The following is a 21900-nucleotide window of genomic DNA, read 5'->3' on the forward strand; positions in this document are numbered from 1 at the left end:
CACACGTTAACACTCGTTAACTATAAAATGTTGTTTTAGATATCATATTTGCAGCATCAATAATTAAAAACGAACAGATATGAATACGATTATTAAAACCATTGTTATTTCGGTTATAGTATTATTTTCAATGCTTATCAATGCACAAGATTTTCAGGGAAAAGCCACTTATAAAACGAAGCGGAAAATAGACATTAAACTAGATAGTACACAGATAAATTCTGAAATGCATCAGCGAATGATAGAAATGATGAAGAAACAGTTTGAAAAAACATTCATTTTGAGTTTTAACAAAGAAGAATCACTTTATAAAGAAGATGAGAAATTAGAAGCTCCTCAAGCAGGTAATATGCGAATGGTTTTTGTAAGCACAGATGAAGCTGACATATTGTATAAAAATATGAAAGAGAAAAGATATACATCAAAAAATGAAGTGTTTGGTAAAATATTTTTGGTTAAAGATGAATTACCAAAATTAGATTGGGAACTTGAAAGCGAGACTAAAAACATTGGAGACTATACTTGTTATAAAGCAACAATGAAACGAATGGTTCCAGTAATGGAAAGTGGTATTAGTGTGAATGGTGACAAAGACTTAGATACAGATTTAAATGACGAACCAAAAATGGAAGAAATAACGATTACTGCTTGGTATACATCGCAGATACCAATAAATAATGGACCAGCTAAGTATCATGGGCTGCCTGGTTTAATTTTAGAAGTTAATGATGGAACAGAAACTATTGTTTGTAGTAAAATTGTATTAAATTCTAAGAATATATTTAGTGTTGTAGAACCCAAAAAAGGAAAAGTAGTAAATCAATCAGATTTTGAATCTATTGTAGAAAAAAGAATGCAAGAGGAGGATGAAAGGAGAGAAAATAGTCGTAATGATGATGACGGACAAAGAATAGAAATAAGAATTGGTGGCTAGTTTTTAAGAATACTTTAACACTTTTCAATTAAACTAAATAATGTAGTTTAGGTCTAAGTTTAATTAATGCCTAACAAAACATTATTATCTATGAATTTCAATTCTTTTAAAACTGTAATAACACCTTTATTGCTATTGGTTTCCTTTGTTTCTTTTGCTCAAAAAGACTTTCAAGGAAAAGCGTACTACGAGTCAAAAACTACTATGGATATGAGCAGCTTTGGTGGCGGCCAATTAAGTGAAGAGCGTAAAAAACAAATTGCAGACCGCATGAAAAGTGCTTTAGAAAAAACATTTATCCTAACTTTTAATCAATCTGAATCTTTGTATAAAGAAGAAGAAAAACTAGAAGCACCTGGACAAGGTGGTGGTATGCGTTTTAGAATGATGATGGGGACAGGTGGTACACAATATAAAAATGTGAAAGATCAAAAAGTTTTAAAGGCACAAGAGTTTTTTGGAAAACAATTTTTAATAAATGATAGCTTACAAAAGTTAGAATGGGAATTAGGTGCCGAAACTAAAACCATTGGGAAATATACATGTTTTAAAGCAACAGCAATTAAAAAAGTAGAAGGTTTTGATATGACTAGTTTTAGACGAAAAAATAACAACGAAAAACCTAAAGATTCTACAAGTACTAAAAAAGAAGAAACTAAAGAAGTTGATGCTCCTAGAGAAATAATGGTTACAGCTTGGTATACACCACAAATACCAATTAATCAAGGTCCAGATGTGTATTGGGGGCTACCAGGATTAATTTTAGAAATTAATGCAGATAGAACAACCATTTTATGTTCAAAAATAATATTAAACCCTTCAGAAAAGGAAATTATTAAAGTGCCATCAAAAGGAAAAGAAGTTACCCAAAACGAATATGACGCCATTGTAAAGAAAAAAACAGAAGAAATGCGTGAGATGTATAGAGGTCGTGGAGGACGTGCGCATAGATAATCTTTAATTCAATCAATCAGAAATAATGAAAAAAATAATTTTATTAATGCTGCTTTTAGTGGCTGAAGTAACTTTTGCCCAAATAAAAGTGGAGGGAGTTGTTAAAGATAGTATAGGTGCCCCGCTTGAGTTGGCAAATGTAATTGCTATAAACCAAGAAACTCAAAAACTAGATTCTTATGGTATTACAAATTCTGATGGGCGTTATAAGTTATCCTTAGAAAAAAACACCTCATACAAATTACAGGTAAGTTATATTGGTATGAAAACAGGGCAAGAAGATATAAAAACTTTGGATGCCGATATGATTCAGAATTTTACGCTACAAAACGATAATACGTTAGATGCCGTAGAATTGGTTTATGAAATGCCCGTTACCATTAAAGGGGATACTATTGTTTATAATGCCGATTCTTTTAATAAAGGAACAGAAAGGAAATTAGGAGATGTTCTTAAAAATTTACCAGGAGTTGAAGTTAATGATGACGGACAAATAGAAGTTGAAGGAAAAACAGTTGGAAAAGTAATGGTTGATGGAAAAGATTTTTTTGATGGCGATTCAAAATTAGCTGTCGAAAATATTCCTGCAAATGCTGTTGATAAAGTACAGGTGCTTAAAAATTTCGCTGAGGTAGGACAATTAAGTGGTGTTACTAATAATCAAGACAATATTGCCATTAATATTAAATTAAAAGAAGGCAAAAAGAACTTTTGGTTTGGTAATGTAACAGCAGGTGGAGGTTCGTCAGATAAAAATGAATTGTATTTATTACAGCCTAAATTGTTTTATTACAGTCCAGAATATAGTATTAATGTTATTACAGATTTAAATAATTTAGGTGAAGTCGCGTTTTCGCGTCGTGATTATTTCAATTTCACTGGTGGATTTAGAAACCCTAGTAGAAGTAGCGGCACCAATATTAATTTAGGAAGTAATAATCTAGGCTTTTTAACAGCGCAAAATAATAGAGCAAAAGATATTAATACCAAGTTTGGAGCGGCCAATTTTAGCTGGTCGCCTAATAAAGCTTTAGATTTAAGTGGGTTTGCTATTTTTTCTAACAGTAAAACCGAATTGCAGGAAAATAGAGATGTTCAATATACTGATGAGGGTTTAAGTATTCCAGACGAAAGTACCGAAAGTAATACGATACAACGTAGTGATTTAGGTATGGTAAAATTGTCGGCTAAATATAAACCAAATGCTAATAATCAATTAGATTATGATGTTTTAGGGCGTGTATCAAAAGAATCACAAGATCAAGGTTTTTTCTCTACAGTTAATGGTAGTATTGCTCAGTTAGAAAATTCAAGTCCATATAGTATCAATCAAAATTTAAACTATTATTATACGCTTAATGATAAAAATATTTTCGCCTTAGAAGTTCAACATTTATTACAAGATGAAGACCCGTTTTATAATGCTGTTTTAGAAGATAAAGATAACTATGAAGAAACCGCAAATGATTTAGGGTTAGATGGTGCTCAAATAGGTTATAACATTGCTCAAGAGAAGCGAGTGAAATCTAATCAAGTGGATGCTAAATTAGATTATTGGAATATATTAAATAATAAAAGTGATATTAATTTCACTGTTGGAACTATACTAAGTAGCCAACAATTTGATTCTGATATTTTTCAATTTTTAGATAATGATTCTAGATTTAATCCAACACCTACAATTAATGAAGGATTAGATACTAACGATATTAAGTACAATTTTAGTGATATTTATTTAGCAGCTCATTATAGGTTGAAATCGGGAATTTTTACTTTTACACCGGGTGTTTCAGCACATGCTTATAGCACTAATAACTCACAACAAAGTACTAAGACTACCGATAATTTTTTTAGGCTATTACCCGATTTTAATATGCGTATGCAGTTAAAAAAGAGTGAGCAAGTTACTTTAAATTATCGTATGCAAACGCAATTTACCGATGTGTCTAAGTTTGCAAGCGGGTTGGTTTTAAATAGCTACAGTGCTTTGTTTTCAGGGAGTCCAGAGTTAGAAAATGCTTTGTCGCATAATATTAACTTGTCTTATTATAGTTTTAATATGTTTAATTATACGAATGTTTTTGCAAGATTGAGTTATAATAAAAGCATCGATAACATTAGAAATACATCTGTTTTCGAACCTGGAAGTGTTGTGCGGGTTAGTTCTCCTTTTAATTCTGCTTTTGCAGATGAAAGCGCGAGTGCTAATGCCAGATTTCAGCGTACATTTGGTGAATTAAGAGCTTCTGTAAGAGGGAATTTAAATTATTCAAAGTTTAATCAATTTGTACAAAATGTTCAATCTGTAAGTGAGAGCTTTTCTCAAACCTATAGAACAGAGTTAAGAACCAATTTTAAAACAGCTCCTAATATTGAATTAGGATACCGCTATTCTATTCAAGATAATAATCAAGGAAATAGTAATACTAAGTTTTATACAAAGTCACCATCTGTAGAATTTGATGCACTTATTTTTAAATCATTTACATTAAAATCTGATTACTCATATAATAATTTTAGTGATGAAGATAAAACGATTAATAGTTATGAATTTTTAAATGCATCTTTAGCATACAAAAAAGATAAGGATGCTAAGTTAGAATACGAAATTAAAGCGACTAACTTGTTCAATACCAAGGCGCAAAATAACACAAACACAAGTGCGATATCTGTTAGTGCTACCGAGTATTTTATTCAACCTTTATTTGTTTCGTTTAGATTACGATACGAATTGTAAAAATTGCATGATTTTATTTTGCATACTTAATAAACTATAATATATTTGCGCACGGTTTTGGGGAGATACTCAAGCGGCCAACGAGGGCAGACTGTAAATCTGCTGACTACGTCTTCGCAGGTTCGAATCCTGCTCTCCCCACTTTAACTTAAAAAGTCTGCATTTTTGCAGACTTTTTTGTTTTGTGATTTTAAAAGGTTCGTTTAACGGTCTCGGCTATGAGTAGTTGCGTGGGTTTGCACTTAACTTTGCAAGTACGTACCAAGTTGAAAATCCGCGAGGATTTTCAGAAGTAGACGAGAACAAGCATTTACTTATAGCCATTGTTGTACAACGTTTTTACTTAATATTCATTTCAGAAATCAGTTGTTTTTTTACTTTTGGATTAGCAATTATTGATTTCTGAAAATCTTCAAAATTTCCATAATTATTAGGTGAATCCTTTATTTGTTCATAGAAGAATGATTCGTCTTTTTGAGGGTAAATTATAATAGTTTCTCCAAATCTTAAATCAAAAAGTTTCATATTTAGAAGCAATGTAGAAAATCCATCTGGACTTGCGGAAAAAACCCAATCAAATTCATTATTTATTACTTTAAATATTCCTTGTGCTGTTAAATACGGATAATTTCGAGAATCAACCAATGTGGTTTCTTCTGCATCCTTGTCATTTGTCAAAACCAATAAGGTTAGCTTATCTATTATTTTTTCGCTTTCAGGATTTTCATATTCTCCGATGCGAACACCTTTAAAAACAATCTCCTCAATTTCTATTGTAAATGGAATGCTAGATACGGCATAATCATATTCTGCAACAGGAAAAGGCGATTTGTTCAATGGATAATTTTTAAATATTTCAGAATACTTATCATAAGTTGTAATATCTTGTTTAAATAATTTTGAGTCCCATTTGGTGCTGTCAAGATTTTGAACAGCTCTGTTGTTTAATCTTTTAATATCCCATTTCTTTTCTTTAGCTGTCTTAACAATTGAATTAGATTTTTCACTCTCTTTACAAGAATGAGAGAGAATTACCAAAATGATTATCATTAACTTTTTTGTCATTATCAAATGTTGTATAATGTTGCGTGTATACAAAGTAAATAATTGATGACTTGACTCCTATTAAATCGCTATTTTTATATACGTTATTACTTAATGCTGTTTATTCTATATGTAAAAGAGATTATTAGTCTTTAATAAACTTTTTAATCGCTAAGCCCTTTTTTGTATGAACCTGAAGAAAGTAAAGGCCATTTGATAAATTTGAGACATAAATAGTGTTGTTAGGATTTAGACTTGATTTGATAACCTTACCAAAAACATCTATTAATTCTATAGATTCAATAATTTTATCAGAGATTATACTTATTTCTGATGTAGCTGGATTAGGATAAATAGAAATGCTTTTAGCTAATTCAAAATCATTTATGTTTAAAATGTAATTACAATCTAAACTATAACTTGCTGTAGCATCAATAAGATAGTTTAAACTAGAATTTGCAGCAGAAGTATCATCAACTTCAATACAAGTTAAATTAGGATTTAAAGAAGCATCTAAATTTACCAAAGTGGATGTGTATATGGTTTTTAAAATAGATAAATCATTGTTACTACATCTTAAGATCTCCAATGAGGTGTTTTGAGTTATGTCTAAATCACTTATGTTATTATTACGGAAATTTAAATTAATTAAACTCGTATTTTGAGAAACATCTAATGAGCTAAGGCTGTTATTATAACATTGTAAATGAGTTAAAATAGTGTTTTGACTAACATCTACTGTACCACTTATTGAGTTATAACCAAAATCTAACTCTGTTAAATTAGTATTTTGAGTTACGTCAATACTAGATAATTGATTATGAGTGCCATAAAATATAGACAAAAGAGTATTGTTACTTATATCTATTGTTGTTAAGTTATTATATGCCACAGATAACTCTACAAGCGAAATATTTTGGCTTAAATCAATAGAAGCTAAATTGTTACTATTGCAATATAGTGTAGTTAGATTAATGTTTTGACTGGTGTTTAAAGTAGTTAAGCTGTTATCCAAACAGTATAACTCTGTTAAATTAGTAAAAGCTTCAATTCCTGTTAAATCAGAAATTGAAAGAGAACCACAATTAATTGTACCATTGAAAGCAGCAGCTTCACTCACCTGAATTTCAGAGTCTGAATTTGTGTTTATAGAAGTATTTCCGACCAAATAAGCTTTAAAATTAGCGTCCGGAATATTGACGTTTTGAGCCTGTGCGATTGTGCTTGCAATTAATAATCCAACTGAAATAAGTAGTGTTTTTTTCATAAATTAAATTTTTAAAGATTTAGATATCAAAAATATATAAAGAGTGAATTATTAACTAAAATTGAAGGGGGACAAAATGGGGTACAGTATTTAAAAATACTGATTTACAGAGTTTTAATCAGTTTCTTTTAAGTGCTGATATTTTTGATGTAGGTGTTTAATTGTTCTTTATCTTCTAAATTTAACTTTTTTCTAACCCTACTTCTTGCTTTCTTTACACTATCTGGAGCAATATTTAAAATGGTGGCTATCTCTTTTTGCGAATATCCAATTCTAATGAGGGTTAATAATCGTATTTCAGATTTGGTTAAGTTGGGATACTTTGTTGATAACGTACTAATAAAATTTGGATTTAACAATTTAAATCTTTCTTTAAAGTTATCCCAATCAGCTTCGTTGGAGAATGAATTTTCAACGACCTTTAAAACATTTACAAGGTCATTGTTTCTAGCTATCAATAGTTTTTCTTTTTCTAAGATATTTTTATGGTTTTGAGAAAGTTCATAAGCTAGTTTTTCTGTTTTTAAAAGCCTCTTTTTTATCAATAAAGAAATAAAATATGTAAACCCAATAAATTCTAATATTGTACCAATTTTAAAATAGGAAAACGGGTCTCCAGGCAAAATGGTGGTATGGCTGTCTAAAAGACCAAATGTAACAAAAAGGAGAAACGCAGAATAAGATATTAAATAATAAATAGAGTGTGTTTTCCTTTTTTTAAACGCAATACTAACAGTTGTAAGTGATAATAAAATCCAAACAAAACCTATTATGTTTTCAAATTGGTGTAAAGTGCTAATTGAAAAATCGTAAAATAAGAGTTGGTAAATGGTGGTGCCTCCAAGCGTTATTAAAAGCATTAGGATAATGAACTTATAATAACTAGGATTGGTTTTTTTAGTTTCTAAAAAGTTTAGAGTAAATAAAACACTTGAAATAATCCATACTCTTATAGAAATGAACATAAGGTGGTCAATAATGAAATTACTAAGTCCTAAACCATAGAGCCTACCTTCAACAAATAAGTACATTAAGCACCCTGATATGATATACGCAGCATAGAATAAATAAATGTTGCTTGTTACCAATCGAAAATATAGAAGGTTGATGATTAAGAGCAGAATAACAAAGCAATAGAAAACAATGTCAAAAATTAGAACCTGTTGTTTTATTGATACAAACTCATCTATGCTAACCAGTTTTGGGGTTGCTTGAAGGATTCTCCCATCACTAGTAGTTGAAATAAGAAAAGTACCTTTTTCATAAGGTTCTAAATCAATTTTAAAATTTGGTTTTGCAAATAGGTATGACCGATGATCGTATTTTTCAATATCCAATTCTTTTTGAGGTATAAAAGATTGGTTTTTTTTATTTAATTTATAAAACCGGTAATTATGATTGATTAAATCATTGCATAGTACAATTATTGATTCAAGATTTCTTCCATTTTCAATTTCTAGCTTAATCCATATCTGTCCTGTATAAAATCCTAAATCTAGATTGTTATCAGAAGTAAAATCTACTTTATTAAAATCGTGTATACTATGTTTAACATCTTTAGCTACTTTAAAAGAATAATCTACGTTTATTAGTTTTTCATGTGAGCAAGAAGAAAAAATAATACTTACTAAAAGAATGAGAAGAATATTTAGGTTTCTTTTATTTTTCAATTGAATTCTTAGCGTATTTTTAATGTTGTACAACTACGTTGATATGAAATCGTTTTAATGTTTTATATCATACGCTAAACGAAGTTAGCTATTTTCTCTAACAAAGTCAAGTTAAAAAAAACAAAAAGGCAGCCGCAATCTAGCTGTCTTTTTATGAGATATTAAAGTTTTTTAGAGAGACCTGTTTCTGTACGTTCCACTTTTTTAATGCTGCCATCTTCATTAAAATATAAATATTCAGCACAAATTTTACGTTGCTTTTTATTGCAGTCAAAATCTGTATCTACCCATCGGTGGTAAAATAAAATCCATTGTCCGTTGAATTCAACAATAGAATGATGATTATTACTAGCATTTTCTTCGTTCATAATTTCTCCTTGATATTTCCATGGACCAATAGGTGAACTTGAAGTATAATAGGTTAGAATTCTGTTGTCTTCTGGCATCGTATAATAATAAATATCATTTCTTTTAAAAACCCATGGACCTTCTCTTTTAGGTTTGTAACCACCCATATCCATTTTATAAAGGTCTCCTTTTACACTAAGTAAATCATCTGCCATTTCAGCAACTAAATAATCACCACCACCATTAAAATAGATATAACCTTTTCCGTTATCATCTAAAAAAAGACAAGGGTCGTTAGCATAAGGTTCTGTCCAAAGCGGTTTTCCAATAGCATCTTTAAATGGGCCAGTAGGCGAGTCGCTTACTGCCATGCCTATACCCATCCATTTTGTACTGTTTTTAGGGTTCTTACGGTCTTTAAAACCTGTGCCTACAGGAAAACAGAAATAATATTTTCCGTTTTTATAAGCGGCATCTGGAGCCCAAGCATAATTATCGGCCCAAGATAAATCGTTAACAGTTAAACAAGCACCATGATCTATCCAGTTTATTAAATCGCTTGATGAAAATACGTGCCAATCTTTCATCCAAAAGTCTTCTTGACAAGGCTCATCGTGAGATGCGTATATATACATTTTGCCATCTTTCCATACATGTGCTGATGGATCTGCAGTTAAAATATCACTGCCAAAATTTAATGGGTTTTGTGAGAAACATGTTGTGGTTAGTAACAGGTAAATCAATATTGTTTTCATATTAAATAGTTTCATTTTAAATGATTTTAGTTGGGTTGGTTTTTAGAGTAAATGAAATTTATTTTTTAGCATCTCTTATTTCTTTTTGTAAATGATCTAAATAGAGAATGCCATTTAGGTGATCTATTTCATGCTGAAAAATAACCGAGGTAAAATCTTCAATCATTTCTGTTTTATGCTCACCTTGCATGGTATCATACTCAATTAAAATGGCATAAGCTCTATTTTTTAAAGTGTCAGATCTATTAGGTATAGATAAACAACCTTCTTTACAGGTTTGTTTCTTTTTAGAGTATTGTACAATCTCAGGGTTTAAATAGACTTCAAACGGAAAGTTTTCTTTGTCAAATCGTTGTACCCAAATAATATTTTTTAATACACCTACTTGCGGAGCTGCAATACCAACACCCATAGACATACTATCTCTAACGGTAACATACAAACGTTTTACGAATGTTTGTAATACTATATCATTTGGATTAGCTTTAATATAAGCGCTTTTTGTTCTAAGTAATAACGAGTCTTTTGCGTTATTAATCTTGTAAATGCGCATAGGTGTTAAACTATCAGCATTCATAATCATTATAATTTCTTCACTAGAAAAAGAGTGTTCAGTTATCTTTTTAGTACTAGAACATCCAAAAGTTAAAAGAACTGAGGATAATAAAAAGATTAGTTTTTTCATTAAGTGAAATAATTAAATGTTTATTAGCTGCTTACCATTCATTAATTCTATTAGAGTCTAATTTAATGAAAATAAATATTAAAATAGTAAAAGCCCAGAGCCCAGAGCCGCCATAACTAAAAAGTGGTAGTGGAATACCAATGGTTGGTATTAAGCCCATAACCATACCTATGTTTATAAGAAAGTGTATAAATATAATAGATGCTACGCCATAGCCGTAAACGCGACTAAATTGAGATTTTTGTAATTCGGCTAAATGGAGAATACGCAATAAAAGCAGAACAAAAATAATGACGACAAATGAGCTTCCTAGAAAGCCCCATTCTTCGCCAACAGTACTAAAAATATAATCAGTATGTTGTTCAGGTACAAACTTACCTGTAGTACGTGTTCCTTCCATAAAACCTTTTCCAGCGAACCCACCAGAGCTTATTGCTTTTTCAGATTCATTTAAATTATAGGCAAATGTTTTTTTCATTTGTCGCAGTTTAGCAGGGTCTTTTTCCAAGCGTAACCATAGACTTATTCTATCTTTTTGATGAGGTTGTAGTAAGTTTTGATAAAAGAGTTTTACACCAAATGAAATGGCAATTGAAATTATTAAAATAAAAATTGATTGTAAAAATGGTGGTTTTTTCTTTTGAAGAAAATGAAATCCTAAAATAAGAATAGTGGCAACTATTGAAGTTATTAATGCTCCAAATTTTAAAGATAACAGAGCTAAAAATATAACACAAACGCCAATAATTAAGTAAAGTTTTGATAATCCTTCTCTGAATAAAACAAAAAAGAAAGCACCATAGACAATAGTGCTACCAGTATCATTTTGTAATAAGACTAGTAGAGCAGGAGTTATGATGATGATAAAGACTTGAATTTGATCTTTTAGAGATTTAATATTGGTGTTTAAATCGCTAACATATTTTGCGACAGCAAGGGCTGTAGCTGTTTTTGCAAATTCGCTAGGTTGAATGGTCATACCGCCTATGCCATACCATGAGGTCGCACCATTTACATTTTTACCAAATATAAAGAGTCCTACTAACGAGAGCATCGATATAACGTATATAATACTGGAAAAACGTTCGTAAAATTTAGCGTCAATAGCTAAAAGGAGTATGATTAATCCAAAGGTTAAACAAATAAATATAAGTTGTTTACCATAAGATTGAGAAAAATCCAGATAATCTACAGTATCTCCTGTATGAGAAGCCGATAAAATATTTAACCAACCAAAGCCTACTAAAAGGAAAAAAAGTAGAATGGTTATCCAGTCAAATTTAAAATACCTGTTAGTTTCTCTTAACATTAGTAATTAATTTTAAAAGGTTTTCCTGAAAATGGCTTAATATATTCTTCTTCGAGACTTTTCTCAAGAACCAGTTTTTCCATTTGTTTTAGAGTAATGTCTCCTTTAATATATTTCTCAATCATTAAACTTGTAATGCGCCCAGCCCAACGTGCTCCATAATATCCGTTTTCAACTAATACTGCAATAGCAATTTTAGGATTATCTTTTGGTGCAAAAGCTATAAAAATGGAGTGATCTGTTAATTGAGTTCTCTTTCCATTTACTTTTGTGAAATTTTCAGCAGTTCCTGTTTTACCGCAAATTTCAATACCAGGTACTTGTAAAAACCATGCTGTGCCATTATTGTTGTAAACGTCTAATAAGCCTTGGATAACAGGTTCGAAGTATTGTTTATTTATTGTTGTAACGTGTTTTTCTGTAAATTTATTATTGAGTTCCTGTCCTTCAATATTTTTAATAATATGTGGGGTGTAATAAAATCCTCTATTTGCTATAGCAGCTGTCATATTAGCTAAATGAATAGGAGTTACTTGAATTTCTCCTTGTCCAATAGAATTAGAAATAATAGTTGTCGCTCCCCATTTAAAATCTGGATACCATTTGTCGTAATATGCTCCATTTGGTATAAGACCAGATTTACCTATAGGTAAATCTGTTCCTAAGTATTTTCCTAATCCAAAACTTTTTATATGGTTACTCCAAATATCCATAGATTTACTAGCATTGGGATACATATCGATGTTTTTTCGAAATGCTGTTGCGAAATACGAATTACAAGATTTTGCAATACCTTTAACTAAATCTCGAGAGCCACCACCACAGTGACATCCCATAGTTCCGCGTCTTCCATAGTGGTATATACCAGAGCATCTTACAGTTGTTTGTGGAGTTATAGCTCCTTCTTGTAGAGCAGCTAAAGCTACTAAAGCTTTAAAAGGAGATCCTGGTTCATGGACTCTTAAAAGACTCTTGTCAATTAAAGGAAGGTGTATGCTATCTTTGTTTAGTATAGAGTAATTCTTTGAACGTTTTCTTCCCACTAAAAGGTTAGGATTGTACGAAGGAGCAGAAACAAGAGCCAAAATTTCTCCTGTTGCTGGTTCAATAGCAACAATACCTCCACGCTTATTTTGCATGAGTAATTCACCGTATGCTTGAAGTTGTGCGTCAATAGTTATGGTGATATCTTTTCCTTGTACAGGTATGGTGTCATATTTGCCATTTTTATAGGAGCCTATATTTCTGTTAAATCGATCTCTTTGAAAACGTTTAACTCCTTTTATACCTCTTAATTGTTTTTCATAGGATAACTCAACACCTTGTTTGCCTATCAAGTCACCCATTTGATAATAAGGCTTTTTTTCAATAATACTTTGGTTTACTTCAGCAATAAAACCTAAAACATTAGCGCCAATTGTAGTTTCATAATGTCTTAAAGAACGTTTTTGAATGTAAAACCCCGTATACTTTCGCATTTTTTCTTGTAATACGGCATAATCTTCTTTAGAAAGTTGTGGAACAAAAACTGAAGGTAACCTTGGGGAATATCGTCTTGCTTTGCTGTAGTATTTTATAAACTGTTCTTTATCTATTTTTAATAAGTTGCAAAATTCAATCGTGTCTAAAGGTTCTACCTCTCTAGGAATTACCATGACGTCGTACGAAGGTTCGTTGGCAACTAGAAGGTTACCGTTTCTATCGTAAACAAAACCTCTCTTAGGGTAGTCGTAAACTTTTCTAATGGCATTATCATCAAACAAACTATGCTCGTCAAACGAGTAAATTTGCAAATAGAAGAGCCTTGAAATAAATAAAACCCCAACAAAAATTATAGAAGCGAAAAGTAAAAGTTGTCTCATTTAGTTTTTCTACTAAAAATAATAGTTATTAACGTGCACAATAAAATAGTAAATATACTTGAGAATAACGTTTTTTGAAAGACTAAAAGTATTTTTGAGGCGCTAAATATTTCTAAAGAAAATAAAACAATATGATGTAATAATGTTAATAGGGTTATGTATGTTAGTTTTGAGCCAAATTCTACATTATCAAACTTAATAGCATAGTTTTCATATTGTACACCGAATGAGAATCTTAGTAGTGTAGGTCTAGCATAAGCTATTAAAACTGATGCTGCTGCATGAATACCACCAGAATCTGAGAACAAATCAATAGATAAGCCTATTAAAAAACTTAGAAAAATAAATAAAACTCTATTGTTTTTAGTTGGATATAAAACAATAAATAAAATATAAATATATGGATTTATATTGCCCAAAAAATTAACATGGTTACAAATTAAAACTTGTATAAGTAACAATACAAAAAAACGGATGCTATTTATTGAAACGACACTGTTCATTTAGTTTGTATTTAACAAATTAGTAATTTCTTTAGCGTCTAAATTTTCTATGATATAGACATGCTCAATATTGGTCATGTCGTTAAATAGCTTTATGTTAATTTCATAATAATTTTCTGCTGCATCTAATTTAAAATCTTTAATAGTTCCAATAGGAATTCCTTTAGGAAAAATTGAAGAACGTCCTGAGGTAATTATGGTGTCTCCTTTAACAACAGGAGCTACTTTTTCAACATCAATTAATTGAATGAAGTTAGGTGATTTCCCGTTCCAAACTAAAGACCCAAAATGGTTTGTTTTTTTTAATTGTACACTTATTTTACTAGTGCTATTTAAAATAGATATTACTGTAGCATATTTTGAGCTTGTTTCATCAATTATGCCTAATATACCTTTACTTGTAATAACTCCAAAATCTTGTTTAATACTATCTTTTAATCCTTTGTTTATTAGTAGCACATTATTATTAGCAGAATAACTGTTTTTTAATATGTTTGCAGCTGTAAATTTGTATTTATTTTTAAAAGAAATACTGTCAATATAAGTAGAATCGTTTTTGTTGTCTGAATTATATAAAAGTGATTTTAATCGTTTGTTTTCTTCTGCTAGTAATTGATTTTGAGACTTCAAATTAAAATAATCTGAAACGTTATTTATAGAATTATAAATACCACCAGTTAAAAAATTTGCCGAATTTATAAACTTACTTTTATGGTAAGAATGTGATTGAATAGTAAATAAAATAGAAATAAAAAACAGCAACAAGAACAACAAAAAGTTTTTGTTTCTTATTATAAAATTTATAATCTGTTGCATGCTTAATCTTGTATTGCTATTTAATCAATACGCTTTTATATTTAGGTAGGTTTTTAAGAGTAATACCGGTGCCTCTAACAACCGCTCTTAATGGATCTTCTGCAATATAAACAGGTAAATCTGTTTTTTGCGATAAACGCTTGTCTAAACCACGAAGCATCGAGCCTCCACCTGCTAAATAAATACCTGTATTATAAATGTCGGCAGCCAATTCTGGTGGTGTTTGCGATAAGGTTTCCATAACTGCATCTTCTATTCTTAAAATAGACTTATCTAATGCTTTAGCGATTTCTCTATATGAAATAGAAACTTGTTTTGGTTTCCCTGTTAATAAATCACGCCCTTGAACACTCATATCCTCTGGCGGTAATTCTAAATCTTCAGTAGCTGCTCCGATTTGAATTTTTATTTTTTCTGCTGTACGCTCACCAACATATAAGTTGTGTTGTGTACGCATGTAGTAAACAATATCGTTTGTAAATACATCTCCTGCAATTTTAACCGATTTGTCGCATACAATACCTCCAAGAGCGATTACAGCAATTTCTGTAGTACCACCACCTATATCTACAACCATATTTCCTTTAGGTTGCATAATATCTACACCTATACCAATAGCTGCTGCCATAGGTTCGTGAATTAAATAAACTTCTTTACCATTTACACGCTCACACGATTCTTTTACAGCACGCATTTCAACTTCAGTAATTCCAGAAGGAATACAAACAACCATTCTTAAAGCAGGCGTAAAAAATTTCTTTTTTAAAGCAGGGATGTTTTTAATAAACATGCTTATCATTTGCTCTGAAGCATCAAAATCGGCAATAACACCATCTTTTAATGGGCGAATGGTTTTAATATTTTCATGAGTCTTCCCTTGCATTAAACTAGCTTCATGACCAACCGCTATAATTTTACCAGAAACACGGTCTCTAGCAACTATAGAAGGAGAATCAACAACAACTTTGTCATTATGTATTATAAGTGTATTTGCAGTACCTAAATCTATTGCAATATCTTCACTTAGGAAGTCAAAAAAGCCCATGTATTAACGGTGGTTTATGAGGTTAAAATTCAATTGCAGTAAAAGTAATAAAACTAAATAAAAAAATGGAGGTTTGCTATTGATAGTTGAAAAATAATTTTTAAAGTCATAATTACTTGTAAATATACATTTGTAATTGATTCGTTTAATTTAAAAATATAACTGTATTTTTATATTTAAAATGCGTTTTGTCGAATTATTTTGCTTTTAATCTGTATTTTTTGTAAGATTGTATGTTCAAATACGTAAAAGGTATTTAGTATTGAACCCAAATTTATTAACCTAAAAAGTAAAAAAAAATGAACACACCAAATTTATGTACTACAGCTCCTCCTGGAGAACCTATTTCTGCTAGTGATATTATTGTCAAAAAAAAACTAGAAGCTCAAATTAGTTTTGGTTTTGTAACTAACTCATCAAGTGAGAAGCCTTTTTCGCCGCTAGTACAAGTTAGTTATGGTGACTCAGGTAATCTACAAGTGAGTGCAGTGGTTTTTGTAGCGGCTTCTGAAAAACCTAATTTTTCAGGAATTAATAAACAATTCGTTATTTCAAGTTCTGGAGAAAAGGAATTAGATTTCTTTATAATTTATGATGAGCCAGAAGAAAGACATAAAGTTTTTGATGCCTACCGAATTGATTTTATTGTTGAAAATCCACCTGAAGATTTAGTCCAAATTCAAACTTTTCTTTGGGATGAAGATCCTATTGCTTCTAGAGGCACAACAACAGATGTTAAAAAGATTTAGAACGGCTTTTTATATAATTATAAATCCATAAACTTTTTATATTTATGGATTTTTTTTTGGATATATTTGTAATTATGAATTTCTGTTTGAAAGCAATAATTAAAGATCTTTTAGTCCTACTATTTATGTTGTCAGGATGTTTTCTTTTTTCTCAAGTAGAAGAGGAAATAGAATCATTTAATATAGAAATTAAAAAAAAAGCTAATGAGTATAGCTCATACACTCATTTTTATAATGCTTCATTATTTTTTATAGAAAAAGAATGGGATTCTACATTGGTGTGCTCTATGAAACATATCGATTTAGCCATTAATAATAAGGAGCTTACTGATTATTCTCATTATTTTAGAGGTTATAGTTTTTCCAAAAAAGAACTATTTAAACAAGCTCAAAAAGAATTCAAGTTAATATCACGGGAATTTGAATTTCATTATTTAGTTAAAATGAAATTAGCTGAAATAGCATTAGAAGCCTATCAATTTAAGGAAGTAATTTCTTATTATAGAGAATTAATAGATTTACCAGAGCAACATTATACTTATTTTAAAAAAAGCACTGTTCTTCATAATTTAGGGATATCCTATCTTCATTTAAATAAATTTAAGCAAGCAGAACCATATTTAGTTGAAGCTTTAAGGTATGAAGAACAGCAAAAAGATACTCTAGGAATTATTAGTGCATATGGAAATTTAGCCACTTTGTATTACGAGCAATACAAAGATGATTTAGCTATTTTATATTTTGAAAGAGCATATCAACTTTCTATAAAGATTAAAGACTTTCATTCGAAACAACTTACTGCTAAAAATATGGCCGTAGTAGAAGAAAATCGTAAAAATTTTAAAGCAGCTTTAGTTTACAGAAAAGAATACGAGCAATGGAAAGATTCCTTAAATAATCAAAATAAAATTTATGAAGTAGCAAAACTTGAAAAAGAGTTTGCTGTTAAGCAAAAACAAAAAGAGGTTAGTTTATTACAGGCCGAAAATAAAGCTAAAATTGTTGAGAGAGATGGCTTGTTATATTCTGTAATAACCTTATTAATTTTGTTAGCAGTTACATTTTATTTTTATAAAGAAAAGCAGCAAGCTAATAAAATTATTGTAGCTCAAAAAGAAGGCTTAGATGAATTGAACGCTACTAAAGATAAGTTGTTTTCTATTGTTAGTCACGATTTACGATCGTCTGTAAATGCTTTAAAAACAAGTAATACAAAGTTATTAGATAATTTAGAAGAAAAGAATTTAGAAGCGCTTGATGTGTTGTTGCATAATAATAGTGCTATTGTTAATGGCGCTTATAATTTGTTAGATAATTTGTTGAATTGGGCATTGCTACAAACCAAGCAATCTTATTTTGAAATTACATCGATACGTTTGTTTTTTATTGTAGAGCAAATGGCGTATAATTATAAGCCGCTTATGCTAGATAAATCGATAGATTTTGAAAGTACGGTTTTGAAAAAAGATGTGGTGTTTGCCGATCAAGAATCGTTAAAAATTATATTACGAAACTTGTTAGATAATGCAATTAAGTTTTCAAACCCACACGGAACTATTAAGATTTATACGCAAAATGAAAACGAAACATATTGCGATTTAGTTATTGAAGATTCTGGTTTAGGAATGAGTGAAGCCATACGCAAAAATCTTCTTGAAGAATCATCGTTATTGTCTAAAAAAGAAAATGAAAATATTGAAGGTACAGGATTAGGACTGCAATTGTGTAAATCGTTAATTAAAAAGAACAATGGTAAGTTTTCAATAGAAAGCGAATTAGGAAAAGGTACGAAAATGATTGTATCTTTGCCTAAAACAACATTAAATGGATAAGGTTAATGTTCTTATTATTGAAGATACTCCTGCCGAAAGTAATAGATTAATAAAAGTACTTGAGGCTAATAATTATAATATTGTTGGAGTTGCTTCATCGTTTAAAGACGGGTTAGAGCTTTTTTATAACCGCGCCATAGACATTCTTGTTATCGATATTTTCTTAAATGGTAACCCAGACGGAATTTCCTTTGCCGAAACCATTAGTGTAAGTCCAAATGCTTCTAAGCCATTTGTGTTTTTAACCAGTTCTACAGACCGAAAAATATTTGAACGCGCTAAATTAACTCAGCCTTTTAGCTACTTAATGAAACCTTTTAATGAGTTAGAAATTTTATATGCTTTAGAAATGGCTGTAGAAAAATTCTATGCGCAACCCGATGTTTTTTTAGGTGATGAAGAAGATACTATTATAAGTGACGACTATCTATTTATAAAGAAAGGAAAGGCTCTAAAAAAAGTACTTATTACAGATATTATTTATATTGAAGTAGAAGAGAAATATTGTAATATTATTACCGAAAACGAGAAATTTGTTATTTTAATATCGCTAACAAAAATCTTGAAATTGTTAGACTCGGCTGTTTTTTCTAGAACCCATAGAAATTATATAGTAAACACTGAAAAAATTATTGAAATTATTCCTGCAGATAACCTTATTATTCTTTCAGGAAATCATAAAGCAGTACTTAGTGATACTTATAAAGATATCTTGAAAAAGATTCGAACTTTAAAGTAATTAAATGTAGAGATTGTATTTCTTTATTTAGCAAATAGCCTTTCTTAAGCAGGCATTTTTTTAAACACAAATTAGGTTTATTTTTCATTTTTCCGCTCTCATGGGTAAAAATCCCTGTTTTATGCCTATATATTAAAATGGTTAGCTCTTTAACTATAATTTTATAGAAGAATAAAGAACTATTTATAATTAATGTATGTATTCTATGGAAAATGATACTGATAAAAATAGGCCAAAAATGAATTTAAATAGAACTAAAAAAAAGTTTTCAGATTATTTTATTTACTTCATTGCAATAGCAATAATAGCGCAATTATTTCTTTTAGTTTATAGGTTAATACAATTGTAATTGCTAGAATAAATTAGACTATCTAGTTTAGGGATATTGTAGTTTAATAACTTCTTAGAGTGAGAAGTTGAGGGAGAGGCGTATTAATTAATAGTTAATACCAAAAAAAGAGCACTATGGGTAGTGCTCTTTTCTTATTTATAATTATGTGTGTTATTATGGTTAGTGTTTAAAATGACGTGTTCCAGTCATAACCATAGATACATTATTTTCATTACAATAATCAATACTTAATTGATCTTTAATAGAGCCACCTGGTTGAATTACTGCACTAATGCCAGCATTTTTAGCTATCTCAACACAATCAGGAAATGGGAAAAATGCATCACTAGCCATAGCAGCACCATTTAAATCAAACTTAAAAGTTTGTGCTTTATGTATAGCTTGCTCTAAGGCATCAACGCGACTTGTTTGTCCTGTTCCAGCCGCAAGTAATTGATTGTTTTTAGTTAATACAATCGTATTAGATTTTGTGTGCTTACAAATTTTTGAAGCAAAAATTAAATCGCTTAATTCGCTTTCAGAAGGGTTTGTATTGGTTACATTTTTTAACCCCTCAATAGTATCTGTAACATTGTTTCTGTCTTGTAATAAAACACCATTTAAACAACTTCTAACATTCATTTTTGGCATTTCAATATCATGAAGCGCTAAAAGGATTCTGTTTTTTTTACCTTTTAAAATTTCTAATGCATCATCAGCAAAAGAAGGGGCGATAACTACTTCACAAAATAAACCGTGAATTTCTTCAGCAGTAGCTAAATCAATTTCTTTATTACTTATTAAAACACCACCAAATGCAGAAACAGGGTCTCCGGCAAGGGCATCTACATAAGCTTGGTGTAAAGTTTCTCTTTGTGCTAAACCACAAGCGTTGTTATGTTTTAAAATAGCAAATGTTGGTGCGTCGTTTTTAAATTCTAAAATTAAGTTAACCGCTGCATCAACATCTAATAGGTTATTATAACTTAATTCTTTACCATGAAGTTTAGTAAATATTTCATCAAAATTTCCGAAGAAGAAACCTCTTTGGTGCGGGTTTTCTCCATAACGTAATACCTTTCCTTTTGTTTCACTTATTTTTAAAGCAGCTTCATCATGGTTTTGATTGAAGTAGTTAAAAATAGCTGTATCATAATGTGATGATACGTTAAATGCTTTTCCAGCAAAACGCTTTCTGTTTTCTTCAGAAATACTTCCGTTGTTTTCAGAAATAAGTTCTAAAAACTCCGCATAATCATCAACAGAAGACACACAAATAACGTCAGCATAATTTTTTGCAGCAGCACGAATTAACGAAATACCACCTATATCTATTTTTTCAATAATATCTTGTTCACTAGCGCCAGAAGCTACTGTTTTTTCAAACGGGTATAAATCAACTATAACCACGTCAATTTGCGGAATCTCATATTCTGCTAATTCTGCAACATCACCATCATGATTTTGTCTGTTTAAAATACCTCCAAAAACTTTTGGGTGTAATGTTTTTACACGACCACCAAGTATAGACGGGTATGAAGTCACATCTTCAACAGGAACAACTTTAATGCCTAAATCGTTAATAAATTTCTCAGTTCCACCAGTAGAATAAATGGTTACACCTTGTTTGTCTAGTTCTTTTACAATAGGCTCTAAACCCTCTTTGCTAAATACAGATATTAATGCCGATTTAATGGTTTTTTCGTTGCTCATTTTGTTGTGTTATGTTTTTAAGGATGTGAAATTTGCAATTATTTGCAAAAGTACTTATTTACTTTAAAAAAGGAGCTTAGATTTGTTAAAAAAGAGGCTGTTTTTTTAACTATAAGAAAGAGTTGTTAACAACTATAATATTTTGGCTACTTCATTACATACAAATTCTAAAAAGCGTTCGTCTGCTTCAGAAAAAGGATCTGGCGTATTAGAATCTATGTCTATTTGCCCAATGTTTTCTCCATTTACAAAAATAGGTACTACAATTTCAGCTTTAACGGTAATGCTACAGGCAATATAATTATCTTGAGCTGCTACATCTGGTACAACAAAGTTTTTATTGCTAACGGCTACTTGTCCGCAAATACCTTTTCCAAAAGGAATAACAGTATGGTCTGTTGGTGCACCAACATAAGGCCCTAAAAGTAGTTCTTCTTTAGCGCCATTTCTAAAATAGAATCCTACCCAGTTGTAATACTCTATGGTTTTTTCTAGCAATTCACAAATACTTAATAGGCGTTCGTTGGTTGTTTTTTCTGTTTGTTTAACAATCGTTGTAATTTGTGGTTTTAAAGTATCAAAAATCATAAAGCTAAAAGTTTTGGTA

Annotated in this window: 18 protein-coding genes and 1 tRNA gene; 7 read left to right on the forward strand and 12 right to left on the reverse strand. The window is 30.3% G+C overall.

Annotated elements, in window-relative coordinates; genetic code table 11:
• Window positions 1–79: 79 nt before the first annotated feature.
• The 4 genes from ACH5TX_RS09590 (at window position 80) to ACH5TX_RS09605 (ending at window position 4766) form a co-directional block, all read left to right on the forward strand.
• Window positions 80–934, forward strand: coding sequence for a GLPGLI family protein (locus ACH5TX_RS09590; protein ID WP_439339282.1), 855 nt, complete (start codon window positions 80–82; stop codon window positions 932–934).
• A 90-nt stretch (window positions 935–1024) separates the two neighbouring features.
• The gene (locus ACH5TX_RS09595) at window positions 1025–1888 is read left to right on the forward strand and encodes a GLPGLI family protein (RefSeq protein ID WP_439339283.1); all 864 of its coding nucleotides are present in this window, start codon (window positions 1025–1027) and stop codon (window positions 1886–1888) included.
• Between the two features lie 25 nt (window positions 1889–1913).
• Window positions 1914–4625 carry a carboxypeptidase regulatory-like domain-containing protein gene (locus ACH5TX_RS09600; RefSeq protein WP_439339284.1) on the forward strand — a complete coding sequence of 904 codons (2712 nt, stop codon included), beginning with the start codon at window positions 1914–1916 and terminating at the stop codon, window positions 4623–4625.
• Between the two features lie 59 nt (window positions 4626–4684).
• Window positions 4685–4766: transfer RNA gene (locus ACH5TX_RS09605), tRNA-Tyr, on the forward strand.
• 198 nt (window positions 4767–4964) lie between these two features.
• Here ACH5TX_RS09605 and ACH5TX_RS09610 read toward each other — a convergent pair.
• From ACH5TX_RS09610 to ACH5TX_RS09655, 10 genes are all read right to left on the reverse strand, one after another.
• Entirely contained in the window at window positions 4965–5690 is a 726-nt protein-coding gene (locus ACH5TX_RS09610) for a hypothetical protein (protein ID WP_439339285.1), read from the reverse strand.
• A gap of 124 nt (window positions 5691–5814) precedes the next feature.
• A complete protein-coding gene (locus ACH5TX_RS09615) occupies window positions 5815–6936 on the reverse strand; it encodes a leucine-rich repeat domain-containing protein (RefSeq protein WP_439339286.1) in 1122 nt (373 codons plus the stop codon).
• A 128-nt stretch (window positions 6937–7064) separates the two neighbouring features.
• On the reverse strand, window positions 7065–8606 hold the full coding sequence (locus ACH5TX_RS09620) for a 7TM diverse intracellular signaling domain-containing protein (protein WP_439339287.1): 1542 nt from the start codon (window positions 8604–8606) through the stop codon (window positions 7065–7067).
• 161 nt (window positions 8607–8767) lie between these two features.
• Window positions 8768–9709, reverse strand: coding sequence for a family 43 glycosylhydrolase (locus ACH5TX_RS09625; RefSeq protein WP_439339288.1), 942 nt, complete (start codon window positions 9707–9709; stop codon window positions 8768–8770).
• 58 nt (window positions 9710–9767) lie between these two features.
• Window positions 9768–10394, reverse strand: a complete 627-nt coding sequence (gene def / locus ACH5TX_RS09630; RefSeq protein WP_439339289.1) for a peptide deformylase — start codon at window positions 10392–10394, stop codon at window positions 9768–9770.
• A gap of 31 nt (window positions 10395–10425) precedes the next feature.
• Window positions 10426–11703: a rod shape-determining protein RodA gene (gene rodA / locus ACH5TX_RS09635; protein WP_439339290.1), complete on the reverse strand. Its 1278-nt coding sequence runs from the start codon at window positions 11701–11703 to the stop codon at window positions 10426–10428.
• Window positions 11703–13565, reverse strand: coding sequence for a penicillin-binding protein 2 (gene mrdA / locus ACH5TX_RS09640; RefSeq protein WP_439339291.1), 1863 nt, complete (start codon window positions 13563–13565; stop codon window positions 11703–11705). Before mrdA ends, rodA begins: the two co-directional genes overlap by 1 nt.
• Window positions 13562–13984, reverse strand: a complete 423-nt coding sequence (locus ACH5TX_RS09645) for a rod shape-determining protein MreD (RefSeq protein ID WP_439339292.1) — start codon at window positions 13982–13984, stop codon at window positions 13562–13564. Before ACH5TX_RS09645 ends, mrdA begins: the two co-directional genes overlap by 4 nt.
• Before the next feature lie 84 nt (window positions 13985–14068).
• Window positions 14069–14884 (reverse strand): rod shape-determining protein MreC, encoded by an 816-nt coding sequence (mreC, locus tag ACH5TX_RS09650; protein ID WP_439339293.1) that lies wholly within the window; start codon window positions 14882–14884, stop codon window positions 14069–14071.
• A 16-nt stretch (window positions 14885–14900) separates the two neighbouring features.
• Complete coding sequence (locus tag ACH5TX_RS09655; RefSeq protein ID WP_439339294.1) at window positions 14901–15929, reverse strand: rod shape-determining protein; 1029 nt, start codon at window positions 15927–15929, stop codon at window positions 14901–14903.
• 299 nt (window positions 15930–16228) lie between these two features.
• Here ACH5TX_RS09655 and ACH5TX_RS09660 point away from each other — a divergent pair, with 299 nt between their 5' ends.
• Genes ACH5TX_RS09660 through ACH5TX_RS09670 form a run of 3 tightly spaced genes read left to right on the forward strand, consistent with a single transcriptional unit; the run spans window position 16229 to window position 19249 of the window.
• Entirely contained in the window at window positions 16229–16678 is a 450-nt protein-coding gene (locus ACH5TX_RS09660) for a hypothetical protein (RefSeq protein WP_439339295.1), read from the forward strand.
• Between the two features lie 44 nt (window positions 16679–16722).
• The gene (locus ACH5TX_RS09665; protein ID WP_439339296.1) at window positions 16723–18510 is read left to right on the forward strand and encodes a tetratricopeptide repeat-containing sensor histidine kinase; all 1788 of its coding nucleotides are present in this window, start codon (window positions 16723–16725) and stop codon (window positions 18508–18510) included.
• On the forward strand, window positions 18503–19249 hold the full coding sequence (locus ACH5TX_RS09670; protein WP_439339297.1) for a LytR/AlgR family response regulator transcription factor: 747 nt from the start codon (window positions 18503–18505) through the stop codon (window positions 19247–19249). Before ACH5TX_RS09665 ends, ACH5TX_RS09670 begins: the two co-directional genes overlap by 8 nt.
• 511 nt (window positions 19250–19760) lie before the next feature.
• On the opposite strand, the gene purH is transcribed toward ACH5TX_RS09670, so the two are convergent.
• Window positions 19761–21293 carry a bifunctional phosphoribosylaminoimidazolecarboxamide formyltransferase/IMP cyclohydrolase gene (gene purH, locus ACH5TX_RS09675; RefSeq protein ID WP_439339298.1) on the reverse strand — a complete coding sequence of 511 codons (1533 nt, stop codon included), beginning with the start codon at window positions 21291–21293 and terminating at the stop codon, window positions 19761–19763.
• A 132-nt stretch (window positions 21294–21425) separates the two neighbouring features.
• A complete protein-coding gene (locus tag ACH5TX_RS09680) occupies window positions 21426–21881 on the reverse strand; it encodes an XrtF-associated fRMsr-like GAF protein (RefSeq protein ID WP_439339299.1) in 456 nt (151 codons plus the stop codon).
• Window positions 21882–21900: the final 19 nt, after the last annotated feature.

This window comes from Thalassobellus citreus (assembly GCF_044385915.1).
Lineage (GTDB): Bacteria > Bacteroidota > Bacteroidia > Flavobacteriales > Flavobacteriaceae > Thalassobellus > Thalassobellus citreus.

Coding starts and splice junctions, on each gene's coding strand:
- ACH5TX_RS09590 (WP_439339282.1), top strand. CDS start 80: ATGAATACGATTATTAAAACCATTGTTATTTCGGTTATAGTATTATTT.
- ACH5TX_RS09595 (WP_439339283.1), top strand. CDS start 1,025: ATGAATTTCAATTCTTTTAAAACTGTAATAACACCTTTATTGCTATTG.
- ACH5TX_RS09600 (WP_439339284.1), top strand. CDS start 1,914: ATGAAAAAAATAATTTTATTAATGCTGCTTTTAGTGGCTGAAGTAACT.
- ACH5TX_RS09610 (WP_439339285.1), bottom strand. CDS start 5,690: ATGACAAAAAAGTTAATGATAATCATTTTGGTAATTCTCTCTCATTCT.
- ACH5TX_RS09615 (WP_439339286.1), bottom strand. CDS start 6,936: ATGAAAAAAACACTACTTATTTCAGTTGGATTATTAATTGCAAGCACA.
- ACH5TX_RS09625 (WP_439339288.1), bottom strand. CDS start 9,709: ATGAAAACAATATTGATTTACCTGTTACTAACCACAACATGTTTCTCA.
- def (WP_439339289.1), bottom strand. CDS start 10,394: ATGAAAAAACTAATCTTTTTATTATCCTCAGTTCTTTTAACTTTTGGA.
- rodA (WP_439339290.1), bottom strand. CDS start 11,703: ATGTTAAGAGAAACTAACAGGTATTTTAAATTTGACTGGATAACCATT.
- mrdA (WP_439339291.1), bottom strand. CDS start 13,565: ATGAGACAACTTTTACTTTTCGCTTCTATAATTTTTGTTGGGGTTTTA.
- mreC (WP_439339293.1), bottom strand. CDS start 14,884: ATGCAACAGATTATAAATTTTATAATAAGAAACAAAAACTTTTTGTTG.
- ACH5TX_RS09655 (WP_439339294.1), bottom strand. CDS start 15,929: ATGGGCTTTTTTGACTTCCTAAGTGAAGATATTGCAATAGATTTAGGT.
- ACH5TX_RS09660 (WP_439339295.1), top strand. CDS start 16,229: ATGAACACACCAAATTTATGTACTACAGCTCCTCCTGGAGAACCTATT.
- ACH5TX_RS09665 (WP_439339296.1), top strand. CDS start 16,723: ATGGATTTTTTTTTGGATATATTTGTAATTATGAATTTCTGTTTGAAA.
- ACH5TX_RS09670 (WP_439339297.1), top strand. CDS start 18,503: ATGGATAAGGTTAATGTTCTTATTATTGAAGATACTCCTGCCGAAAGT.
- purH (WP_439339298.1), bottom strand. CDS start 21,293: ATGAGCAACGAAAAAACCATTAAATCGGCATTAATATCTGTATTTAGC.
- ACH5TX_RS09680 (WP_439339299.1), bottom strand. CDS start 21,881: ATGATTTTTGATACTTTAAAACCACAAATTACAACGATTGTTAAACAA.